Here is an 18,610-nt window from a genome sequence, read left to right as displayed (position 1 = left end):
GCGAAGGGGATTGCTCCTGGTGCATCTCCAGAGCCAACAGACGAGGTGTTTGCTCTAGGCTCACCGCCATTCTGGCAATCAGTTCATCCTGCAGCTCACTCGACTCCAGTTCGGGCTTTTCACCGTCGAACGCTGACAGAACCTCGAACCACAACAGAGGAAACTGCTCGGGAGCACCGAAGTACCGGTTCCAAATCGACTCCGCTCGCCGTCGCAAACTGATGAGGCGTACGATGGCAGATTTGCCCAGGCCCGCGTACAGCATCTGCGGGATAGCAGGGAGCAGGTGCTCGAGCGCGTCGAACATGCGGCTGATGTGTGATTGCGAGATGGGATAGCCGCCCTCACTCAAACGCGTCGCGAGCTCGTGCTGGGTGAGGCGAGCTTCGCCGTTCTGGAACATGTCCTGGAGCTTCGTCACAGCGAGGGCCCGCTCGATAAACGTCAACTGGCCATGCAAGTCACTCTCGGCCAGGTGTCCGAGCAAGGCATGTGACTCCGACTGCCAGGGGCGGAACAGGCAATGGATACGGAAGAAGCGTTCTTCGCGCGTTTCCTGCCACAGTTCACCGAGGATGCTCAGGCGCGTGTTACCGCCGTTGCGGATGATGAAATGCGCTTCATTGGGACGGCGGGTGATGGCGGGCGGCTGATCCAGGCCGCGCTCGCGAATCGACGCTTTGATGTCGTCATACAGCGGGTTGCGCACCACGCGCGGGTTGAGCTCGTAGGGCTGCAGTTGCTCGAGACTGACCACCATCGGTGTATCGCCAACGGGGGCCATGGTGAGGTCGCAGTCATGTTTCTGCGGAAAGTGCGCCTGTTGCAACTGACGCGTGATGTTTTCGGAGGTTGGTGGCTTCATCACTCATCCTCCAATCAGACGCGCCGGAGCAGTTGTTGCCCAGCGTCAGTTAGAATGCCGGGCGCACGCGCGGCGAGCGCATCGATCTGCTGGGCCCATTGCGGGAATAGCTCGATGGCCAGGCCGCGCATGACCTCTGCTGCGCAAGGACTGCGTCTCCCGGCCGGTGGAGTCATTTCCACTCGGTGCACGGGGAGGCCGAGCGAGGCGGCATTGGGATAGGCCACACGGTCGGGGATCACCGTGCTGCAGACGCTGACATGCGGATCGGCCTGAAAAGAGGCCTGTAGGCTCTGCATGATCAAGCGCGTATCGCGGCGGTTGGCATTGACTTGGTTGAGCAGCAGCTTTACCGATGGCAAGTCAACGCCGAGGTAGCGGTAGGGTTCCAACTCTTCGAACAGCCCCAGCGTACCCCTGCGCAGCTCTCGTGCGGCGAGCATTTCCGGCGGGACCGGGCACAGCGCGCAAGCGGAGGCGAGGATGACCATCTCCACGACCACGCTGCGTGCGCCTTGGGTGTCGATGATCAGTACGTCGTAATGCTCCTCGAAGGCAGGCAGCAGGTTGCGCAGGCGCAGACGGCCATCGGCCGCGTGCAGCAGCAGGGTGCTGATGTGTCCGGCGCGGTCGTTGGAGACGATCAAATCCAGCTGCTGGATGACAGTGGTAGAGATCACCTGATCAGGCGCCGTGAGTCGCTGCGCGATAAGTTCGTAGCTACCGGCCTCACGGGATTTGCTCAAGGCGTAGTAGCTGGACAGCGTCGGCTGGCTGTCCATGTCCAGCAGCAGGACGCGAAGGCCGGCATCGGCGAGCACACCGCCCAGGTTCGCTGCGACGGTAGTCTTGCCCGCGCCGCCCTTGGTCGAGATCAGCGAGAGGACGTCCATGAGTCAGTCCCCCGTGGACAGTCGGTCCTGAACCCACTGTTCGATTTCCAGAGAATCCCAACCGACCGCACGGGTGCCGATGCGCCGACATTGCGGAAACTGTCCGGCCTTCATCAGGTTATAGATATGAGAGCGCTTGAAACCGGTTTTCTGCTCCACTTCATCGCGGCGCATGATGTGGCGGTCGGCAGGCAGTGGGGCAGTGCTGTTCGGTTGCATGATGTCACTCCATAGCGCCGGGTGGCGCGTGGTGGGAAGTGACAGTCAGTGAAGGTCGGAACAGGGCGAAAAACATTGTCAGGCAATGCCGGGCATTGCCTGACAATGTGGCGTCAGCCCCGTTTTACCTGGGCTATAAGTCGGCGCGCGTCGGCAAATCGCCGATCAATGGTACTTTTGCTCAGGCCTTCCACCCGAGGGAATTGCAGCAGAATGGCTTGCACCAACGCTGCCTGGCTGGAATAGATCGACTGCTGCTTGCCGTTTGGGTTTTTCCCGAGCGTGGTCTCCAGCATTGCGCCAATCAGCATGTTATGCATGGCTTCGGAGGTCTCGGACGGGATGCCAAGAGAGATGAGGCGCGCTTTCAGCTTGTCGTTGAGGGTGGAGAGCGCTGCCATCTCGTCAGCGGCGGCAGCATAGCTTTGTTGCAGCTGCTCAAGACTAGTCAGAGCAAAGTCAAGCTCGGCTTGCTTGGCTAAATGTGCATTCAGGCTGACGCATCCCGAGTGATCAGCGTTTTGGGCAAAGAGAAAGGCAGGCCTTTGATCTGGCAGGCTACGTACGAACCAGACCAAGAGGTCGGTGCGCCGAATGGAGTAGTAGACCCGATGCACGTGACTGTCGGACGTAATCGGCTGCCCCAGGTAGCTCGCTGGCAATTCGCCGCTGAGAATGGCGTCGTAGATGCACTCGACATGGTCGTGCAGATTAGGCCACTGCGGGAAATGCTTTCGCACGCTGCCTGGTTGTGACAAGTCAACCTGCAGTATTTCGTCTTCGTGCTCTGAGAGATCACACCACAAGATCGCGGCGTCGATGGGATGGTAGGAGCTTCTTATCGAAATCATGGCACACAGCCTCCAGCTGCGTTCATCCTAGAATCGCTGGCGGGGGCTGATCCGACCCTCCGTCGAGCGAGCCGGGTTCCGAAAACACCATCTTCGGATCCAATTTAGATGACAATGGTAGGCAGGGAAAGTTTTTCGACTGAGTCTTACGGCGACAGGTTTCGACGTTGTGAATCTGGGACAAATTCTGCTGGCCGAAGGCAAGCATACCCGCGAAATCTAAAGCACGACAGCACGTGTTGGGAATGCCGCTGTACGCCGATGTTGCGGTGATCAAAGCGTACAAAGGGTAGCCGTTTGGGAATTTCGGGTTTTCCTGGGCTGTGGGTTGTTGGCCTGATCGTCGCGATGCGTAGCGGTTGGCCAATCAGCACGTAGTAAATATTGTGTGACTGCTCAACAGCGTATCGTGATATCGGGCAAAAGTAGAGAGAGTTAGGAAAACTTCGAACAAGTTGCCCTAGAGGTGATTGCGGAAGTTTTTGTCATGGTGTAAACGGATAAAAAGCGGCCGTTGCCGCTTTCGCACTCAGACGGTCGGTCTACGAAGCTGATCAACGATCTTGCGGGCGCGGTTGGCACCGACACCCTCATGGATATCCACCATCGGCAGCGGACCGAACTGCAACATATTCTTGTATTGAGCTTCAATGACTGCCTTGTCCTCATCAAAGGTCAAGCCCGTCTGCTCCACTACCTTTGCCTTGACCGCTTCCACATTGCTTTTCGGGTTCGTCGCCATGGTCCAGAAGTAGTGGCTGGTGGACTCTGTCTCAGGCGTGACGCCATGGAACCCGCGCATGTGGAAGCCGCCTCGTTGAGGGTAATCCAGGCGATCAGTATTGCTGTCCACAGCGCCGGTCCAGACGAGCCATCTGACATGCCCTCTTCACCAATTCGTAGGAATCACTTGAAGCCCAGCATGACCTGACGGGGCTGAATTTGTTCGATGCATGCAATGCCTATCACCCAGTCGATCGCCACTGCTGCAAAAAAGCCACTGCCCGGAGGGGCAGTGGCCGGGTCCGCACCGAACTCCGTCAGAACAGCGCGGGATCAGGACGCAGGCGATTGCACCACCTGCGTCCCACCAGTCACGAAGCGTTGATCCAGATGGTCTTCAGCTCCGTGTACTGATCATGGGCCCAGATGGACTTGTCCCGCCCACCGAAGCCAGACTCCTTGTAACCACCGAACGGCGTGGTCACATCACCTTCGCCGAAACAGTTGACTGTGACCACGCCCGCGCGGATTTCACGCGACAGGCGCAGTGCATTGCGCAGGCTGCCGGTGTAGGCCGAAGCGGCCAGGCCGTAGACGGTATCGTTGGCCAGTTCGATCGCCTCATCGATGGTCTCGAAGCTGGTGACACTTAGCACCGGACCAAAGATTTCCTCGACAAACAGCTTGTTGTCGCGGCCAACGTTGTCGACGATGGTCGGTTGCACGAACACGCCTTCCTCGGTTTCGCCGCCCTGAACGATGCTGAGTTTCTGCTCGGCCGCGTATTCCAGGTACGACTTCACCTTCTCGAAGTGCGACTTGCTGACCATGGCGCCCAGACGGTTGTCCGGATCGAGCGGGTCGCCCAGCTTCCAGTCCTTCAGGTGCTTGGCGATCAGCCCAAGCAGCTCGTCCTTGACGTCTTTGTGGACGATCAGGCGCGAGGAGGCGGAGCAGTTTTCGCCCATGTTCCAGAACGCACCGGCGGTAACAAACTGGGCCACTTCGTCCAGGTTTTCGCAGTCGTTCATGACCACGGCCGGGTTCTTGCCACCCAGCTCCAGGACGATGCGCTTAAGGTTGGACTCGGCGGCGTATTTCAGGAACAGGCGGCCGGTGTCGGTGGAGCCAGTGAAACTGACCATCGGGATGTCCATGTGGCGGCCGATGGCTTCGCCCACTTCACGGCCACCGCCAGGCACCAGGTTGAACACGCCAGCAGGGATGCCCGCCTCATGGGCCAGCTCGGCCACGCGCAGCGCGCTCAGGGTTGTTTCCTTGGCCGGCTTGACCACGACAGAGCAACCGGCGGCCAGCGACGGTGCGATCTTCCAGGCCAGCATCAGCAGCGGGAAGTTCCAAGGTAGCACCAGGCCGACCACACCGATGGCTTCGCGCACCACCATGGTCACCGCAGCGTTGCCTGTCGGGGCGGTGGCGTCGTAGATCTTGTCGATCAGCTCGGCATGCCAGCGGATGGTGTGGATCGTTTCCGGCACGTCGACGGTCTGGCATTCGCTGACTGGCTTGCCGCTGTCCAGCGCCTCCAATACCGCCAGTTCGTGGGCGTTATCTTCCAGCAGCTGGGCAAACTTCTGCAGTACGTGCTTACGGTCGTTTGGCTGCATCTTCGACCAGGTGCCTGCTTCGAACACGCGCTTGGCTGCGGCCACGGCGATATGGACATCGTCAGCGTCGCAGGCCGCGACCTCGGCAAGCTGCTTGCCGGTGGCCGGATTGGTAGTGACAAACGTGCGGCCGGAGATGGCATCGCGGAACTCACCGTCGATGAACGCCTTGGTACGCAGTTGCAGGTCGGCAGCGATAGCCGCGTATTGTGCCTTGCTCAGTAATTCAGCCATGTTCCAATCTCCTTATTTGATCTGGGCGATGGTGGCTTTCAGTTCGGTGACCACACGCTTGAGTTCCTGCTTTTCGGCCTCGTCCAGGTCGTACAGCGGCTTGCGTACGCCGCCGGTCTTCAGACCGTTCAAAGCAACACCATTCTTGATGGCCTGTACAAACTTGCCACCTTCGAGGAAGTCCATCAGCGGCATCATGGCTCCCATGATCTTGCGGCCTTTGTCGAAGTCCTTCTCGATCACGCAGGCTTCGTACAGAGCCAAGTGCTCGCGTGGGATGAAGTTGGAGCCGGCACAAACCCAGCTCTTGGCGCCCCAGGCGAAGAATTCCAGTGCCTGATCGTCCCAGCCGCAGGACAGCTGGATGTTCGGGCGCTTGATCGCCAGGCGGTGGAGCTGGGCCATGTCACCAGAGCTTTCCTTGATGGCGACAATGTTCTTCACATCGGCGACGGCGTCGAAGAACTCCTCACCCATGCTCACGCTCATGCGGCCTGGGTAGTTGTAAAGCATGATCGGCAGGTCGGCGGCGGCGTCGACTGCTTTGACGTGCAGTGCGATTTCCTGCTGGGTAGGCAACGCGTACGGCGGGGTACCGACCAGCAGCGCATCCGCCTTGATTTCCTTGGCGTGCTGGGCGAAAGCCACGGCGTCTTCGGTGCGAATGCCACCGGTACCAACGATCAGCGGCAAGCGACCATTGAGCACATCCTTGGCCTGAGCAGCCAGTTCGATGCGCTCCTGATTGGTGTGGGCATAGTATTCACCGGTCGAGCCGCCGATGATCACGCCGTGAATCTTCGATTCGACCAAGTACTCGAGCACTTCGGCGAAAGCCGCTTTGTCGATCGAGCCGTCCGCTGCCAGTGGAGTGATTGCCGGGGTGTAGATGCCTTCAAATTTCACGGTAGGTTCTCCAAGGATACATTTGGTAGTGAAAGCCGCGACGCAACGCGCCGCGACGGCTGTGTTTCAGGTCAGGCGAGCGAGGCGGCCTGTTGAAGATTCATCGATCGGGTTTCGGGTGCCAGCGCGAAGGAGAACGCCAGGCCGACGAAAGTCACTGCTGCGGCGGCATACATGGTTGCGCCGATTCCGTAGGTATCGAGGGCAATCGGGACCAACCAGGTACCGACGGCAGCGCCGACCCGCGACATAGAGGTGCCCACACCCACCGCGCCAGCGCGGATTTCGGTAGGAAACAGTTCGTTGGGATAAACCAGCTGCAGAACCTGTGCACCACCGATAAACAGTGCATAGGCGCCGAACAGCACCAGAATCAGCATTTCCGAACCGCTACTGAATGCGCCCAAACCGAGTAACGCCAATCCCGACCACAGGAAGCTGTGCAGCAGGGTGGTGCGCCGGCCAATACTGTTGATCAGGCGTGTAGCGATCATGCAGCCAACGACGAACAGGCAGGTGATGGCAACGGAGCCGATCGACGCCCACTCACCTTTTAAATTCAGTGCACCGAGTACCTTCGGGGCGAAGGCATAGACGGCGAAGACCGGAATGACCGAGCACGTCCAGAACATGGTGACGAACAGCATGCGCTTGCCGTAGCCCGAATGCAGCAAGCTGAGGAATGAAAGTTTTCGGGTTTTTGGCTCTTCTGGCAGGTTGCGCAGCGAGAAATCATTGCCATATACCTGCTTGATGATCTGCTCAGCCTCGGCGCTGCGGCCCTTGCTGATAAGCCAGCGTGGCGACTCCGGCGTACCAAGGCGCACCATCAACAACGCACTACCCACTACTGCGGCGCTGGCCAATACCATGCGCCAGGCATCCTCGCCACCATAGTGAAGTATCGCTTCTCCAACCATGTAAGCCACAGCTGCACCCGCGAACCACAGCACAGTGAGGGTGGCCAGACGCGGACCCCGGTTCTTCTTGGGCAGGAATTCCACCAGCAGCGATGTGGCTACAGGATATTCAATGCCAACCGCGATACCAATGACAAACCGCAACAAGAACAGTGCTAGTGCTGATTCGACCCAGAACTGCGCGATTGAAGAGAGAATGAAAAGAATTGGGCCGACGAAGAACACGCGTTTGCGACCAAATCGATCGGTCAGCCAGCCTCCTAAGAAGCCACCGAAGAAGATGCCGATCAGCGCCGAGGCGGCAATTATACCCTGCCAAAAGCTGGACAGACCAAGCCCGACGGACATCTGAGCCATGGCCACGCCAACGATGCTCAACACGTAACCGTCAACGAACGATCCACCGCCAGAACGTACGGTCAGAAACTGGTGAAATCCGTTAATTGGTACATCTTCGATTGATACATTGGAATTTGTCATTGTTTTCTCCTGCCACGACCAAAGTGCAGCCTGTTTAAGGACGAACGCCTCCGCGAAGCTGAAAACCTCATTCAGCTCCGTCTTGTCGAAGTGCGCTTCGACCCTAAACAGCACGCAATAGAAACCGCAGTCCGGGCAAATTATTGCCCTGCAAATATCAATAAGTTATAGCGATATAAACTAATTCAGCTTTCTTTTCCGGCGCGGTACTGTCCCCATTTCAGATTCAGGTTCAAACCCAGCGACACCAAGGGCGCCGGTGGGTTCGCACACGGTCCTGGTGCATGGCGAACAAAATCGATCAGTTCATTCTTCTCACCCGCCAGCCAGTCAGCCAAAAGTTTGCCGGTGGCGGTGCCGCGAGTAACACCCAAACCATTGCAGCAAAGGGCACCATAAACGTTAGGCGCCAACTCCCCAAAATACCCCATGTGATTTCGCGACATTGCCAGTGCACCGCCCCAGGTGTATTCGAAGGGCATGTTTGGCAGCATCGGGAATCGACGTTCGAAGGCATCACGATGACGAACCACGAAGCGTTCGAGGTATTTGCGATTGGCACGGCCGTCGGGGTTGAAACTGAAACTGTTACGGATCAACAAACGGTTGTCTGGCGTGCGACGCACAGTGGTGCCGAATGGATCAGCGGGAATGACGCCCCAGTATGGCTTACCACCTAGCCTCGCCTGCTCCTCTTCGTTCATCGGACGGGTCAGGCTGGCATAAGTGAACACCGGCAGCATGCGGCCTTTGAGAAACCCGAAACTCATACCGAAAGCGTTGGTAGTGAGCACCAGCTTGTCAGTTATGATCGAGCCATTGGCATGCTTGAGCACGGTTTTTGCGCCGTATTCAATTTCAGTGATCGGCGTCTGCTCATGGAGCGTGACATTCGGCGGCAGATTATCTGCCAACCCTTTTACCAACGCCGAGGGCTGAATAAGAGAAGTACCCGGAGTGAACAGGGCCTTGCGGTAGAAATGGGTGCCGATATGTTCTGGAAGCTGATCGGCGTCAATCATCTCGTAAGGCTGATCGAGTTTGTCCAAGCCGCGCCGGTAGGCATCCAGGACGGCAATGCCGCGTGGCTCTACGGCAGCTTGGTACTTGCCGCAATGCTTCATCTGGCAATCGATCTGATAGCGTTCCACCAGTTCCTTGAGGAATGACTGTCCGCTGAGATTGAGCTTCAGCGTGGTTCTGGCGATGGCGATGTCACCGATGTAGTCGTCGGCGCCGATGTCATGAGGCAGGTCGATGGCAAAACCAGCATTGCGCCCTGACGAACCGAACCCAACTTCCTGGGCTTCAAGCAGCACGATCTGGTCATCCGGAAAATTCAACGCCAGCTGGCGTGCAGCGGCTAACCCGGTAAAGCCAGCGCCGACCACAACCCAACGTGCGGCGGTGTGCCCGTGGTGCGGAGCTTTGATCTGCCGTCCTTTGCTCAGGTGGTACCAACCACACGTGGTGTCGTCGGCGGGCAACGAGGTGATCTTTGTCATTTCAGGAACCAGATATTGTTGTTAGCGTCTGTTCCTCATCACGCCTCGCCATACCCGGCATCCTGCCGGATATTGGCGCGCGGTGAGCATTACTTCATAAGGCCAGTGCCACTTCCATCCCTTGGGGCGCCGCGTATTCGGCCATGCGGCGACGGGACAACTCGAAGTGCTCGCGCACAAGCTGCCCGGCAGTTTCAGGATCACGACGCTCGATGGCATCGATCATTTGATCGTGCTGCTGGCAGGCGAGCTCTAGGTCGCGCTGCATGTCATCAGTGGTCGGGTGTCGATAGAAGATCTTGCCCAGCCTTGTGTGGTCGATCAGAAGGCGCCGCAGGCTGGGCAACAAGTAGTCGTTATGCGCCATCCGGCCGATCTCCAGATGGAAGGCATCGTTGTAGAGCACTCGGTTTTCCACATCGCGCTCTTCAATGGCCTGGCGGAACATCGCCTGAATGGCCTTGAGCCCATCGATCTCACGCGCAGTTGCATGTGTAGCCGCCAACTGCGTCGTCGCGATGTAGATCAATGGCGCTGCCAAGAAAAAGCTATGCAGGGAATCGTGATTCATCGCAGCCACGCGAGGCGCGCGATTGGCTTCCAATTCGATGTAGCCCTCTGCTGCGATTTGTCTGAGCAACTCGCGAACCGGCGGGCGGGACAGGCCGAACTCTTCACTCAAGGCCAGCTCATCGACCACCGCGCCAGGTGCCAGCTCCATGCTCAGGATGCGCCGACGCAAGGCATCAGCGAGGACACCCTTGCGGTCCAGCGGCACTTCACCGATCAGTGGATGAGCCTCAGCTATTGCTTTCATGGCGGCTTTCTTGGTTTTCATATTGTTGTGTCTACAATTTGTATAATGAATATAGGGATGGTTAGACAATGTGTCTACTGGTTTTTCGACCATCGGTAAAGCGTGATCACGATGACTCGAAGCGCACATTTCTATCCGCGACAATATCATGCCAACCTACGACCATAGCGGTGCCCAGCGCAGCCGCCGCAAAGGCTGATGACCACTGGGCTCGCGGCATTCTTTCGAAATTTTCTTGGTATACACAAAGAATACAATCGCGTTGACGGGGCTCAGATCCCGTGCCAGTCTGAATCAAACAGTGATCACTCCGGGTTTTGGTGAACGGTGGGGGGTTCCATGAGAGGCGGCAAAAATGAGCTGTACGAGGATCTGAAAGGCCAGATTCTGACCATGGAATTGAGCCCCGACCAATTGCTGGACGAGCTGGGGCTAAGCGAACGATACGGGCTATCGCGTACCCCTGTGAGAGAGGTGTTTCGCCGCCTGGCGGGTGAAGGCTATCTGGACATACAGGAACATCGTGGCGCCCGAGTGGCACCGATGAACCACAACACCCTGCGTAACTTTTTCCTTGTGGCGCCCATGGTGTATGCCGCCGTCGGGCGACTCGCCGTTCAAAACTACAAGCCCGCTCAACTGCGGGACCTACATGACACCCAGGAGCGTTTTCGCACGGCGAGCCAAGTTCGCGACCCTCGGGCGATGGTCGTCGAGAACAACCGCTTCCACGAGATCATGGGCGAGATGTCGGGCAATCCTTATCTCGAACCCAGTCTTGGCCGCCTATTGATCGACCACGCACGTATCGGCCACACCTTTTTCCGTCCACGCAACAGCGACATGGAGCGCCACCTGTGCTTGGCCGTCGAGCATCACGACAGCTTCATTGAAGCTTTCAGCCGGCACGACGAAGGCGCGGTAGTCGATTTGGTGTTCGAACACTGGGAGCTTTCGCGCTGCAACATGCAGATGTTCATCGCCCCGCAAAGCCTGGTTGAAGACGTTGCACGCGATATCAACAGCGGCTGACACGCGCTCGTAAGACCGTTTTGCAGTACCCGCCATGGACGGACGTTGACCGACCAGGGATGCACGCAGGTGAATTTCAACAAAAACAGGGCTCAACGCCCCGCCACCACAATGCAGGAGTTCAACATGAATCGTATCCGCAAGGCACTGTGCGCAATCGCGATGATCGGTTTAGGGCTGTGTCAGGCCCATGCCGAAGAAAAGGTCATCAACATGGGCACCTTATCCTGGGAAGACCTCACGCCCATCACCGGTATCACCAAGAAAGTACTGGAGGACGCCGGCTACACCGTCAAGGTGACTTCGTTCTCGGAGTGGGGCATCGCTTATGCGGCCCTGAGCAAGGGTGACGTGCAGATCCTCGCCTCGCAGATCGACTACGTGGCCCAGGATTTCTGGAACCGTAATAAGAGCCGCCTAGAAAAGATCTCTCCAGTTTCCCACGGCCTGTACCAGGCGATCGCTGTGCCCAAGTACGTGCCAATCGACTCGATTGAGCAGCTCAACGAAAACGCCGACAAGTTCGGCAACAAGATCGTCGGTATTGAACCCGGCTCGGGCTTGATGAGCGACGCAGCCAAGGCAGTTAAAGCTTATGACCTGAAACTCAACCTGCTCGAAGGTAGCACAGCGGCCATGACCGCCGCGCTCAAATCGGCGGTCGATCGCAAGGAATGGGTAGCCGTGACCCTCTGGGAGCCGACTTGGATGGCCCTCAAATACGACACCAAATTCCTCAAGGATCCGAAAGGCGTATTCGCTCCAGCGCAAGGCTACTACTGGATTGGGCAGAAAGGCTTCTCAGCGGAGAACCCCCAGGCCCGTGAAGTAATCGCTAGCGTTTATGTACCGCTGGCGGACATCAGTGCGATCAACAGCGCAGTGAACGATGGCAAGACCATGGACCAAGCCGTGAAGGATTGGACCGACAGTCATGCCGATCTGCTCAAGCGCTGGGAAAACATCAAAAAATACTGACAGCAGCGTTTTACTTTTGCCACTGCCGAACTTGAAACAAGAACACACCAGAAAACTCTGGTTCGGGTGCACACATGAATACCAATGACGTTGTTGAAACACTGGTGGATTGCCGCGGTGTCTGGAAGATCTTCGGCGACCGCGCGCCTGCCGCTATGCAGGCCTACCGCGAGCGAGGCCTAACAAAAACTCAGATTCTTCAGGACTACGGCTGCGTGGTGGGCGTCTCCAATGTCGACCTGCAAGTACGTCGAGGAGAGATCTTCTGCATCATGGGCCTTTCTGGCAGTGGCAAGTCCACGCTGATCCGCCTGCTCAACCGCCTCATTGTCCCCACAAGTGGCGAAATTCTGGTTAAGGGTCGCGACATCGCACAACTGGACGCCGCAGCGCTGCGCGAGGTCCGTGCCAAACATATCGGCATGGTTTTTCAGAGCGTTGCCTTGCTGCCACATCGCACAGTGTTAGAAAACGCGGCCTTCGGCCTGGAAGTGCAAGGCCTGTCCAAGGGCAAACGCCATGAGGTGGCCGGACGCGCTTTGGCCAAGGTTGGGCTGAGCGATTGGGCCAACCGCTACCCCGCCGAATTGTCCGGCGGCATGCAACAGCGTGTCGGTCTTGCCCGGGCAATCGCTTCCGACCCTGAGGTGATACTCATGGACGAGCCGTTCAGCGCCCTGGACCCGCTAATCCGTCGACAGCTGCAGGACGAGTTCAGGGAACTCACCAAGTCCCTGGGCAAATCCGCTGTGTTCATCACCCACGACCTCGAGGAGGCCATTCGCATCGGCGACCGTATTGCCATCATGAAAGATGGGGTGATTATCCAGGAAGGCACCGCCGAGGATATCGTGCTCAATCCGGCCGATGACTATGTAGCCGAATTTGTTGCAGGGATTTCACGCCTGCACTTGGTCAAAGCTCATTCCATAATGCAACCGCTGGCGGAATACAGTGCCCGCCACCCGCACGAAAATCCGGAGCAATTGCAATGTGCCGCCCCGGAGAGCGACCTGGATTCCCTGATCAACCTGTTGATTCGCTCGGGTCACGATGCAGTCGGCGTGCGTGAGAATGGAATGTTGCTGGGAGTGATAAGCCAGCGTGACTTGCTGCGCGCCGTTCAAGGTGTAAGAGATGACGAGGCCCCTATGCAGGCGCGCACGTCCGTGGGGGGTCTCGCATGAACCCCGAAGACTTTGCCTCTGCCTTCGATGAGCGCGTCGACAATGCCTTGATGTGGCTATCCGACAATGCCGCTGGCCTGTTCGACCTGTTCAACGACCTGCTCAAAGCCCTGTACCAGGCTGTCTACACGGTATTGGAGGTACCACCTTTCTATGCCGTGGCATTGGTGTTCGCACTTCTGGCATGGCGCCTGGCCGGGTGGCGCTTTTCGCTTGGCACCTTCTTGGCGCTACTAATGTGCGCGCTGATGGGCTTGTGGCCGCAAACCATGAGCACCCTGGCGTTGGTGCTTACCGCCACCAGCCTGGCGTTGATAATCGGTATTCCCTGCGGGGTAGCGGCCGGACTTTCACCTGCAGTGAATCGCGTCTGTGACCCGGCCATGGACCTGATCCAGACATTACCGCCCTACATCTATCTGCTTCCTGCCATCGCACTGCTGGGCTACGGCACTGGTACAGCACTCGTGGCTACGGTCATCGTGGCCGTGCCGCCAGTGCTACGTCTCACCGCGCTAGGCATCCGCATGACACCAAAGGCGTTTCTGGAGTTGGGGAACGCAAGCGGTACTACCGGTTGGCAACAATTCGCCAAGATCCGCTTGCCGTTCGCCATGCCTAGCATCATGACAGGTATCAACCAAAGCCTGATGATGGCCTTCGGCATGGTGGTCATCGCAGGGATCGTCGGCTCTGGAGGGCTTGGAGAAGTAATCTACAGCGCCATCCGGACGCTGGACATCGCCCGCTCGATCAACGCCGCCATCGCCATCGTGATCCTCACCCTGATCCTCGATCGGCTGGCCCAGAGCGGGATCCGCACCGCCGAGGAGGCGCGTCATGGCGCTCACTGAAATGAACATCTCTCCCGGCGCCTACCTGGCGCCCCTGTTCGACTGGCTGAACACCAACATGCATGGGCTGTTCGCGGTCATAAGCCGCTTCGTCGAGACCATGCTAGGCGCGGTCGAGGCGCTGCTGTTATTGCCACCGGCTTACGCAATGATTGCCGGCGTATGCATTTTGACAGGGCTGTTCATCAACCTACGCACCGCTGGGCTTGCAGGTGTGCTGCTGGGCTTTTGCTGGCTCAGTGGTTTCTGGACCGCTTCCATGCAGACCATCGCCTTGGTGTCAGTGGCTGTACTGATTGCCGTTGCCGTGGCCTTCCCGCTGGGCATCCTTGCAGCTCGGGTAAAACGCTTCGACAACGCCTTGAGCCCGCTGCTGAACGTGATGCAGACCGTGCCGCCATGGGTGTATCTTATCCCCGCAGTGATCATCTTCAGCCTGGGCAAAGTGCCGGCGATCATGGCGACGATCATTTATGGCATCCCGCCGATGCTGCGCCTGACCACGCTCGGCTTCCGCCAGGTACCCAAAGACCTGCTGGAACTCGGCCAGGCTACCGGTGCAAAACCCAGCACCATCTTGTTCAAGATCGAGCTTCCCAGTGCCATGCCTACCCTGCTGGTCGGCCTCAATCAGTGCATCCTCATGTCGCTGGCCATGGTCGTTCTGGCCGGGTTGGTCGGTGCAGGCGGCCTGGGCGCCGAAGTTACCCGCGGCCTGACGCGCATGGAAATGGGGCTAGGCCTACGTGCGGGCTTGGCTATCGTCGCCGTGGCTCTATTACTCGACCGGCTCTCACGAGGCCTGCTCAGCCGTCGGGCTGGGCCACAACTTCAGTAAGTCCGGGAAAACACGGCGGGCCGTTCTGGCCCGCCACAACTTTTTGCATGATCAAAGAGAAACACCGTTGCGTCCCACTCGTAGCTTCAGTAATGCCCTGAATGGGCAAAACTCGCGTTTCACCCACTCGGTCGAACAGCCCACCCATCAACAGACGCGCGTGGGCTTTCTCTTGCTCGAGCACTTCTCGCTGTTGGCGTTTACTCAGGCCCTGGACACTCTGGTTACTGCCAATCTGATTCAGCCAGAAACCTGTGTGAGTACCACCTTCAGCTTGGACGGCCAGTCAGTAATCAGTGACCTGGGTATCGATATCTCTCCAGCAGCATCATTGGAGAAAAGCCTCAAGCTACCCTTGGATTTGCTGGTGATTTGCGGTGGCCTGCGTACCGCGCTTGTAGCTTCCGCTGACTTGAGCGCATGTCTGCAGGGCCTGGCAAGAAAGGGAGTTGCATTGGCCGGACTGTGGAACGGCGCTTGGTTCCTAGGGCAGTCGGGGTTGCTTGACGGCTACCGCTGCGCTGTTCATCCGGAGCACCGTGGGGCCGTAGCAGAAATCGCCCATCACAGTCACGTAAGCACAGACAGCTTCGTCGTCGACCGTGACCGCTTGAGCGCGGCGAGTCCTGCAGGCGCGTTCAACATGGTGCTTGAGTGGCTGGGGCAAAGAAGAGGCACGGCGTTGACCGATGGCGTTACCGCCATCCTGGCTTTCGAGGCGTCCCGCTACCGGCGCACTGTCCCGGCCCCCCACACCAACATCAGTGAGCCGCTACGTGAAGCGATCAGCCTGATGGCCGCGAACATCGAAGAGCCCCTGAGCCAGGATCAGATAGCCGAATACGTAGGTCGCTCGAAGCGCCAGATCGGACGCTTGTTCCAGCATCAGCTGGGGACTACTCCTGTGCGCTACTACCTGGAGCTACGCATCACCGAAAGCCGACGGCTGCTGCAGTATTCCGACCTGCCTCTATTGGGCGTGGCCGTGGCATGCGGGTTCGTCTCTGCAAGCCACTTCAGCAAGTGTTATGCGTCGTTCTTCGGATACAGTCCTTCTAAAGAAAAACGCTTTGCCTGCGTGAAAAGCATGCAGCGCGAACCCAGTTGACGTAGAGCCCGCGCGCAGACGTTCTGCGAACGGGCTTTCCATGTCACGCAGCTTCTGTCGTCGACAGCGGCATCACCTGCCCATGGCGTCGGCTGTTGATCACACCTATTACCAGGATCACCAAGGCCAAGCCGATGGTTAGCGATACCTCCAATCGATGTTGGGGCATCACGAACATCACGCCCAAGGCGAAAATGATGAAGCCAATCACCCCATAGGTAAGCCATGGGTAGAGCCACATCTTGAAGGCAATAGCCTGGTTCTGCTTCTCCAGCACGGCTCGCATGCGTAGTTGTGAGAAAGCGATGGCGAGATATACCAGCAGAGCAATCGCCCCCGAACTGGCCAACAGAAATGCAAACACCTCGGAAGGCGCGAAGTAGTTGATGATGGTGGTCACCATGCCAATCAGTGTGCTGCCTATCACGGCAGCCCGAGGTACACCGGCTCTCGAAGTACGGCCTATGGCAACTGGTGCATCTCCGCGCTTGGCAAGAGAGAACATCATGCGCGAAGCGATGTAGATAGACGAGTTCAGACAGCTGGCCACCGCCACTAACACCACAATATCTACCATCAGCTTGGCATAGGGAATATTCATGATCTCCAATGCCCGTTTATAGGAACCATGAAGTGGCAGGAGCGGATCATTCCATGGCACCACCGATATGATGATGAAGATGGAAAGCAGGTAGAACACGCTTATACGCCAAATCACGGAGCGTGTGGCCTTGGCGATGTTTCGGGCGGGGTCGGCAGATTCGGAAGCGGCGATAGTGACCGCTTCGGTGCCGAGGTAGCTGAACATGGTGGTGAGCAAGGCACCAATGATGGCCGTCCAGCCATTAGGCATGAAACCACCATGGGCGCTCATCAGACTTGCCAGACCGCTGACCTCGCGTGCCGGCAGTGCCCCTGCCAGAGCGAATCCGCCAAGTGCGATAAAGGCAACGATCGCGATCACCTTGAGCATTGCGAACCAGAATTCGAACTCACCGTACTTGGCTACGCTGAATAGATTAGTGGCGGTGAGTAGTACTGTCATCGACAACGCGAAGCACCAGGGTTGAACCTCGGGAAACCAGTTGTTGAGCACGACGCCGGCAGCAATCGCCTCGATTGGAATCACCAGCACCCAGAACCACCAATACAGCCAGCCAATGGTGAAACCGGCCCAGCGCCCGATTGCACGATCTGCATAAGTGGAAAAGGAACCGGTGTCAGGACTCGCCACCGCCATCTCGCCTAGCATGCTCATTACCAGTACTACGAGAGCGCCAGCAAGCGCATAGGCAATGATCGTTGCCGGACCTGCCGCAGCGATCGCTTGTCCGGAACCTACGAATAAACCCGCGCCGATCACACCGGCAATCGACAACATAGTCACATGTCGAGGCTTGAATCCCTGCGCCAACTGATCGCTGGCTTTCCCAGACGTCGTCATAGTCATTATGGTCCCTGCTTTTGCTCTTGTTATGGGTAGGGTGCAGTGCCAGGGCACGTCACCGCTTAACCATAGAGAGCGAAAACAGGGCTCAATTGACTGGTTCGGACACCAAATGGAGTGAGCCGGACATATCCCGGGCTACACAGCGTCAGTGAGATGATGGTTTGCAGCGGGCGCTCAGCACAGTGGCCAGCACCACCAGCGCCGCCCCAGCACCCATGCGCAGTGAAGGCTGTTCGCCAAATAGCCACCAAGCACAAGCGATGGCATACACAGGCTCCAGGGCGATGATCATCCCAGCCGTGCGCGCCTGCAGGCCATCCAGGCTCTTTACGAAAAGAAATTGCGAAAGCCCGGTGCAGAAAACGCCCAGCAGCGCCAGGTTTACCCAGTCATCAGCCCGCAGGCTGGCAGTGGCGAGGTGGCTAAACGCAAAGGGGATCATCAGTGCTGCCACTATCACGTTCTGCCAAAACGCGATCTGCAGGGCGTTCATACCCCCTGTGTGGCGACGGTTAGCCACCGCCAGCAGTGCGAATGACAAGCCCGAAGCCAATCCCCAGACCAAACCGACAGTGCCCTTGTCGAGCAGATCGAATGAAGGAACCACCAACACCAGCCCAGCTGTCACCATCAGCAGCAGCAGGCCTTCGGTTCTACCGATACGCTCGCGAAACAGCAGCAAGTCCACGAGAGCGATGAACGCGGGGAAGCTGGCGAAGCCGAGCGTAGCGACTGCTACGCCGCCCACCTTCACCGCAATGAAGAACGTAACCCAGTGGGCGGCCAATAAAGTGCCAGTGAGGCCAATTACTGGTAGGTTGCGCCAGGTGATGGCGTCCAACAGACGCGTGCCCTTGAGACCAGCAACAAACCCAAGGGCAATGAAGGCAAATGTCGCTCGGCCGAAAGTGATTACGCTGGCATCGGCGAGAATCAGCGCCCCGAGAATACCAGTAAGCCCAAACAGCACCGCAGCGACGTTTGCGGCGAGCAAAGAATTGCGATGACCGGTGGATACACCGGCGCTGGAAGCAGAAGTAGCGATCATGGCAGTCAAGTCTTCAATAAGCGCGCGAACGCGTTCCGCGCGGCGCTGCGCGGCGTTAAAAACGTAGTAAGTTC

General features: G+C 58.0%; 17 protein-coding genes and 1 pseudogene. 6 read left to right on the top strand and 12 right to left on the bottom strand.

Features of this window, described 5'->3' with window-relative positions; genetic code table 11:
• The 10 genes and pseudogenes from HP546_RS12075 to HP546_RS12030 all read right to left on the bottom strand — a co-directional run.
• A partial coding sequence (locus HP546_RS12075; protein WP_172224989.1) for a ParB family protein occupies positions 1-865 on the bottom strand: 865 nt, incomplete at its 3' end.
• Between the two features lie 14 nt (positions 866-879).
• Entirely contained in the window at positions 880-1,758 is an 879-nt protein-coding gene (locus HP546_RS12070; RefSeq protein WP_172224986.1) for a ParA family protein, read from the bottom strand.
• Positions 1,759-1,761: 3 nt separating this feature from the next.
• Entirely contained in the window at positions 1,762-1,977 is a 216-nt protein-coding gene (locus tag HP546_RS12065) for an AlpA family transcriptional regulator (RefSeq protein ID WP_172224984.1), read from the bottom strand.
• A 113-nt stretch (positions 1,978-2,090) separates the two neighbouring features.
• Complete coding sequence (locus tag HP546_RS12060; protein ID WP_172224981.1) at positions 2,091-2,828, bottom strand: hypothetical protein; 738 nt, start codon at positions 2,826-2,828, stop codon at positions 2,091-2,093.
• A gap of 529 nt (positions 2,829-3,357) precedes the next feature.
• Positions 3,358-3,711, bottom strand: a pseudogene (locus tag HP546_RS12055) (aromatic ring-hydroxylating dioxygenase subunit alpha); the annotation flags it as partial.
• A gap of 211 nt (positions 3,712-3,922) precedes the next feature.
• Positions 3,923-5,413 carry an aldehyde dehydrogenase gene (locus HP546_RS12050; RefSeq protein WP_172224978.1) on the bottom strand — a complete coding sequence of 497 codons (1,491 nt, stop codon included), beginning with the start codon at positions 5,411-5,413 and terminating at the stop codon, positions 3,923-3,925.
• Between the two features lie 12 nt (positions 5,414-5,425).
• The gene (locus HP546_RS12045; protein ID WP_172224975.1) at positions 5,426-6,319 is read right to left on the bottom strand and encodes a dihydrodipicolinate synthase family protein; all 894 of its coding nucleotides are present in this window, start codon (positions 6,317-6,319) and stop codon (positions 5,426-5,428) included.
• 71 nt (positions 6,320-6,390) lie between these two features.
• Entirely contained in the window at positions 6,391-7,719 is a 1,329-nt protein-coding gene (locus tag HP546_RS12040; protein ID WP_172224998.1) for an MFS transporter, read from the bottom strand.
• A 185-nt stretch (positions 7,720-7,904) separates the two neighbouring features.
• A complete protein-coding gene (locus tag HP546_RS12035) occupies positions 7,905-9,224 on the bottom strand; it encodes an FAD-binding oxidoreductase (protein ID WP_172224972.1) in 1,320 nt (439 codons plus the stop codon).
• A 94-nt stretch (positions 9,225-9,318) separates the two neighbouring features.
• Positions 9,319-10,041 carry a GntR family transcriptional regulator gene (locus HP546_RS12030; protein WP_172224995.1) on the bottom strand — a complete coding sequence of 241 codons (723 nt, stop codon included), beginning with the start codon at positions 10,039-10,041 and terminating at the stop codon, positions 9,319-9,321.
• Between the two features lie 339 nt (positions 10,042-10,380).
• Between HP546_RS12030 and HP546_RS12025 the strand changes: the two genes are divergently transcribed.
• The 6 genes from HP546_RS12025 (at position 10,381) to HP546_RS12000 (ending at position 16,038) form a co-directional block, all read left to right on the top strand.
• Positions 10,381-11,073: a GntR family transcriptional regulator gene (locus HP546_RS12025; RefSeq protein WP_053867956.1), complete on the top strand. Its 693-nt coding sequence runs from the start codon at positions 10,381-10,383 to the stop codon at positions 11,071-11,073.
• A 126-nt stretch (positions 11,074-11,199) separates the two neighbouring features.
• Positions 11,200-12,051, top strand: coding sequence for a glycine betaine ABC transporter substrate-binding protein (locus HP546_RS12020; protein WP_172224969.1), 852 nt, complete (start codon positions 11,200-11,202; stop codon positions 12,049-12,051).
• 74 nt (positions 12,052-12,125) lie between these two features.
• Positions 12,126-13,238 carry a glycine betaine/L-proline ABC transporter ATP-binding protein gene (locus tag HP546_RS12015; protein ID WP_053867954.1) on the top strand — a complete coding sequence of 371 codons (1,113 nt, stop codon included), beginning with the start codon at positions 12,126-12,128 and terminating at the stop codon, positions 13,236-13,238.
• Positions 13,235-14,092: a proline/glycine betaine ABC transporter permease gene (locus tag HP546_RS12010; RefSeq protein ID WP_053867953.1), complete on the top strand. Its 858-nt coding sequence runs from the start codon at positions 13,235-13,237 to the stop codon at positions 14,090-14,092. The genes HP546_RS12015 and HP546_RS12010 overlap by 4 nt, the downstream gene beginning before the upstream one ends.
• Positions 14,079-14,930: a proline/glycine betaine ABC transporter permease gene (locus HP546_RS12005; RefSeq protein WP_053867952.1), complete on the top strand. Its 852-nt coding sequence runs from the start codon at positions 14,079-14,081 to the stop codon at positions 14,928-14,930. The genes HP546_RS12010 and HP546_RS12005 overlap by 14 nt, the downstream gene beginning before the upstream one ends.
• Before the next feature lie 67 nt (positions 14,931-14,997).
• Positions 14,998-16,038, top strand: coding sequence for a GlxA family transcriptional regulator (locus tag HP546_RS12000; protein ID WP_172224966.1), 1,041 nt, complete (start codon positions 14,998-15,000; stop codon positions 16,036-16,038).
• Between the two features lie 43 nt (positions 16,039-16,081).
• On the opposite strand, the gene gabP is transcribed toward HP546_RS12000, so the two are convergent.
• Together gabP and HP546_RS11990 are read right to left on the bottom strand one after the other, a co-directional pair.
• On the bottom strand, positions 16,082-17,488 hold the full coding sequence (gene gabP, locus HP546_RS11995; RefSeq protein WP_172224963.1) for a GABA permease: 1,407 nt from the start codon (positions 17,486-17,488) through the stop codon (positions 16,082-16,084).
• Positions 17,489-17,633: 145 nt separating this feature from the next.
• The gene (locus HP546_RS11990; RefSeq protein WP_172224992.1) at positions 17,634-18,536 is read right to left on the bottom strand and encodes a DMT family transporter; all 903 of its coding nucleotides are present in this window, start codon (positions 18,534-18,536) and stop codon (positions 17,634-17,636) included.
• Positions 18,537-18,610: the final 74 nt, after the last annotated feature.

The sequence above is a fragment of the Pseudomonas sp. CM25 genome (assembly GCF_013179705.1).
Lineage (GTDB): Bacteria > Pseudomonadota > Gammaproteobacteria > Pseudomonadales > Pseudomonadaceae > Aquipseudomonas.
This window is presented reverse-complemented; position numbering and strand designations above follow the sequence as displayed.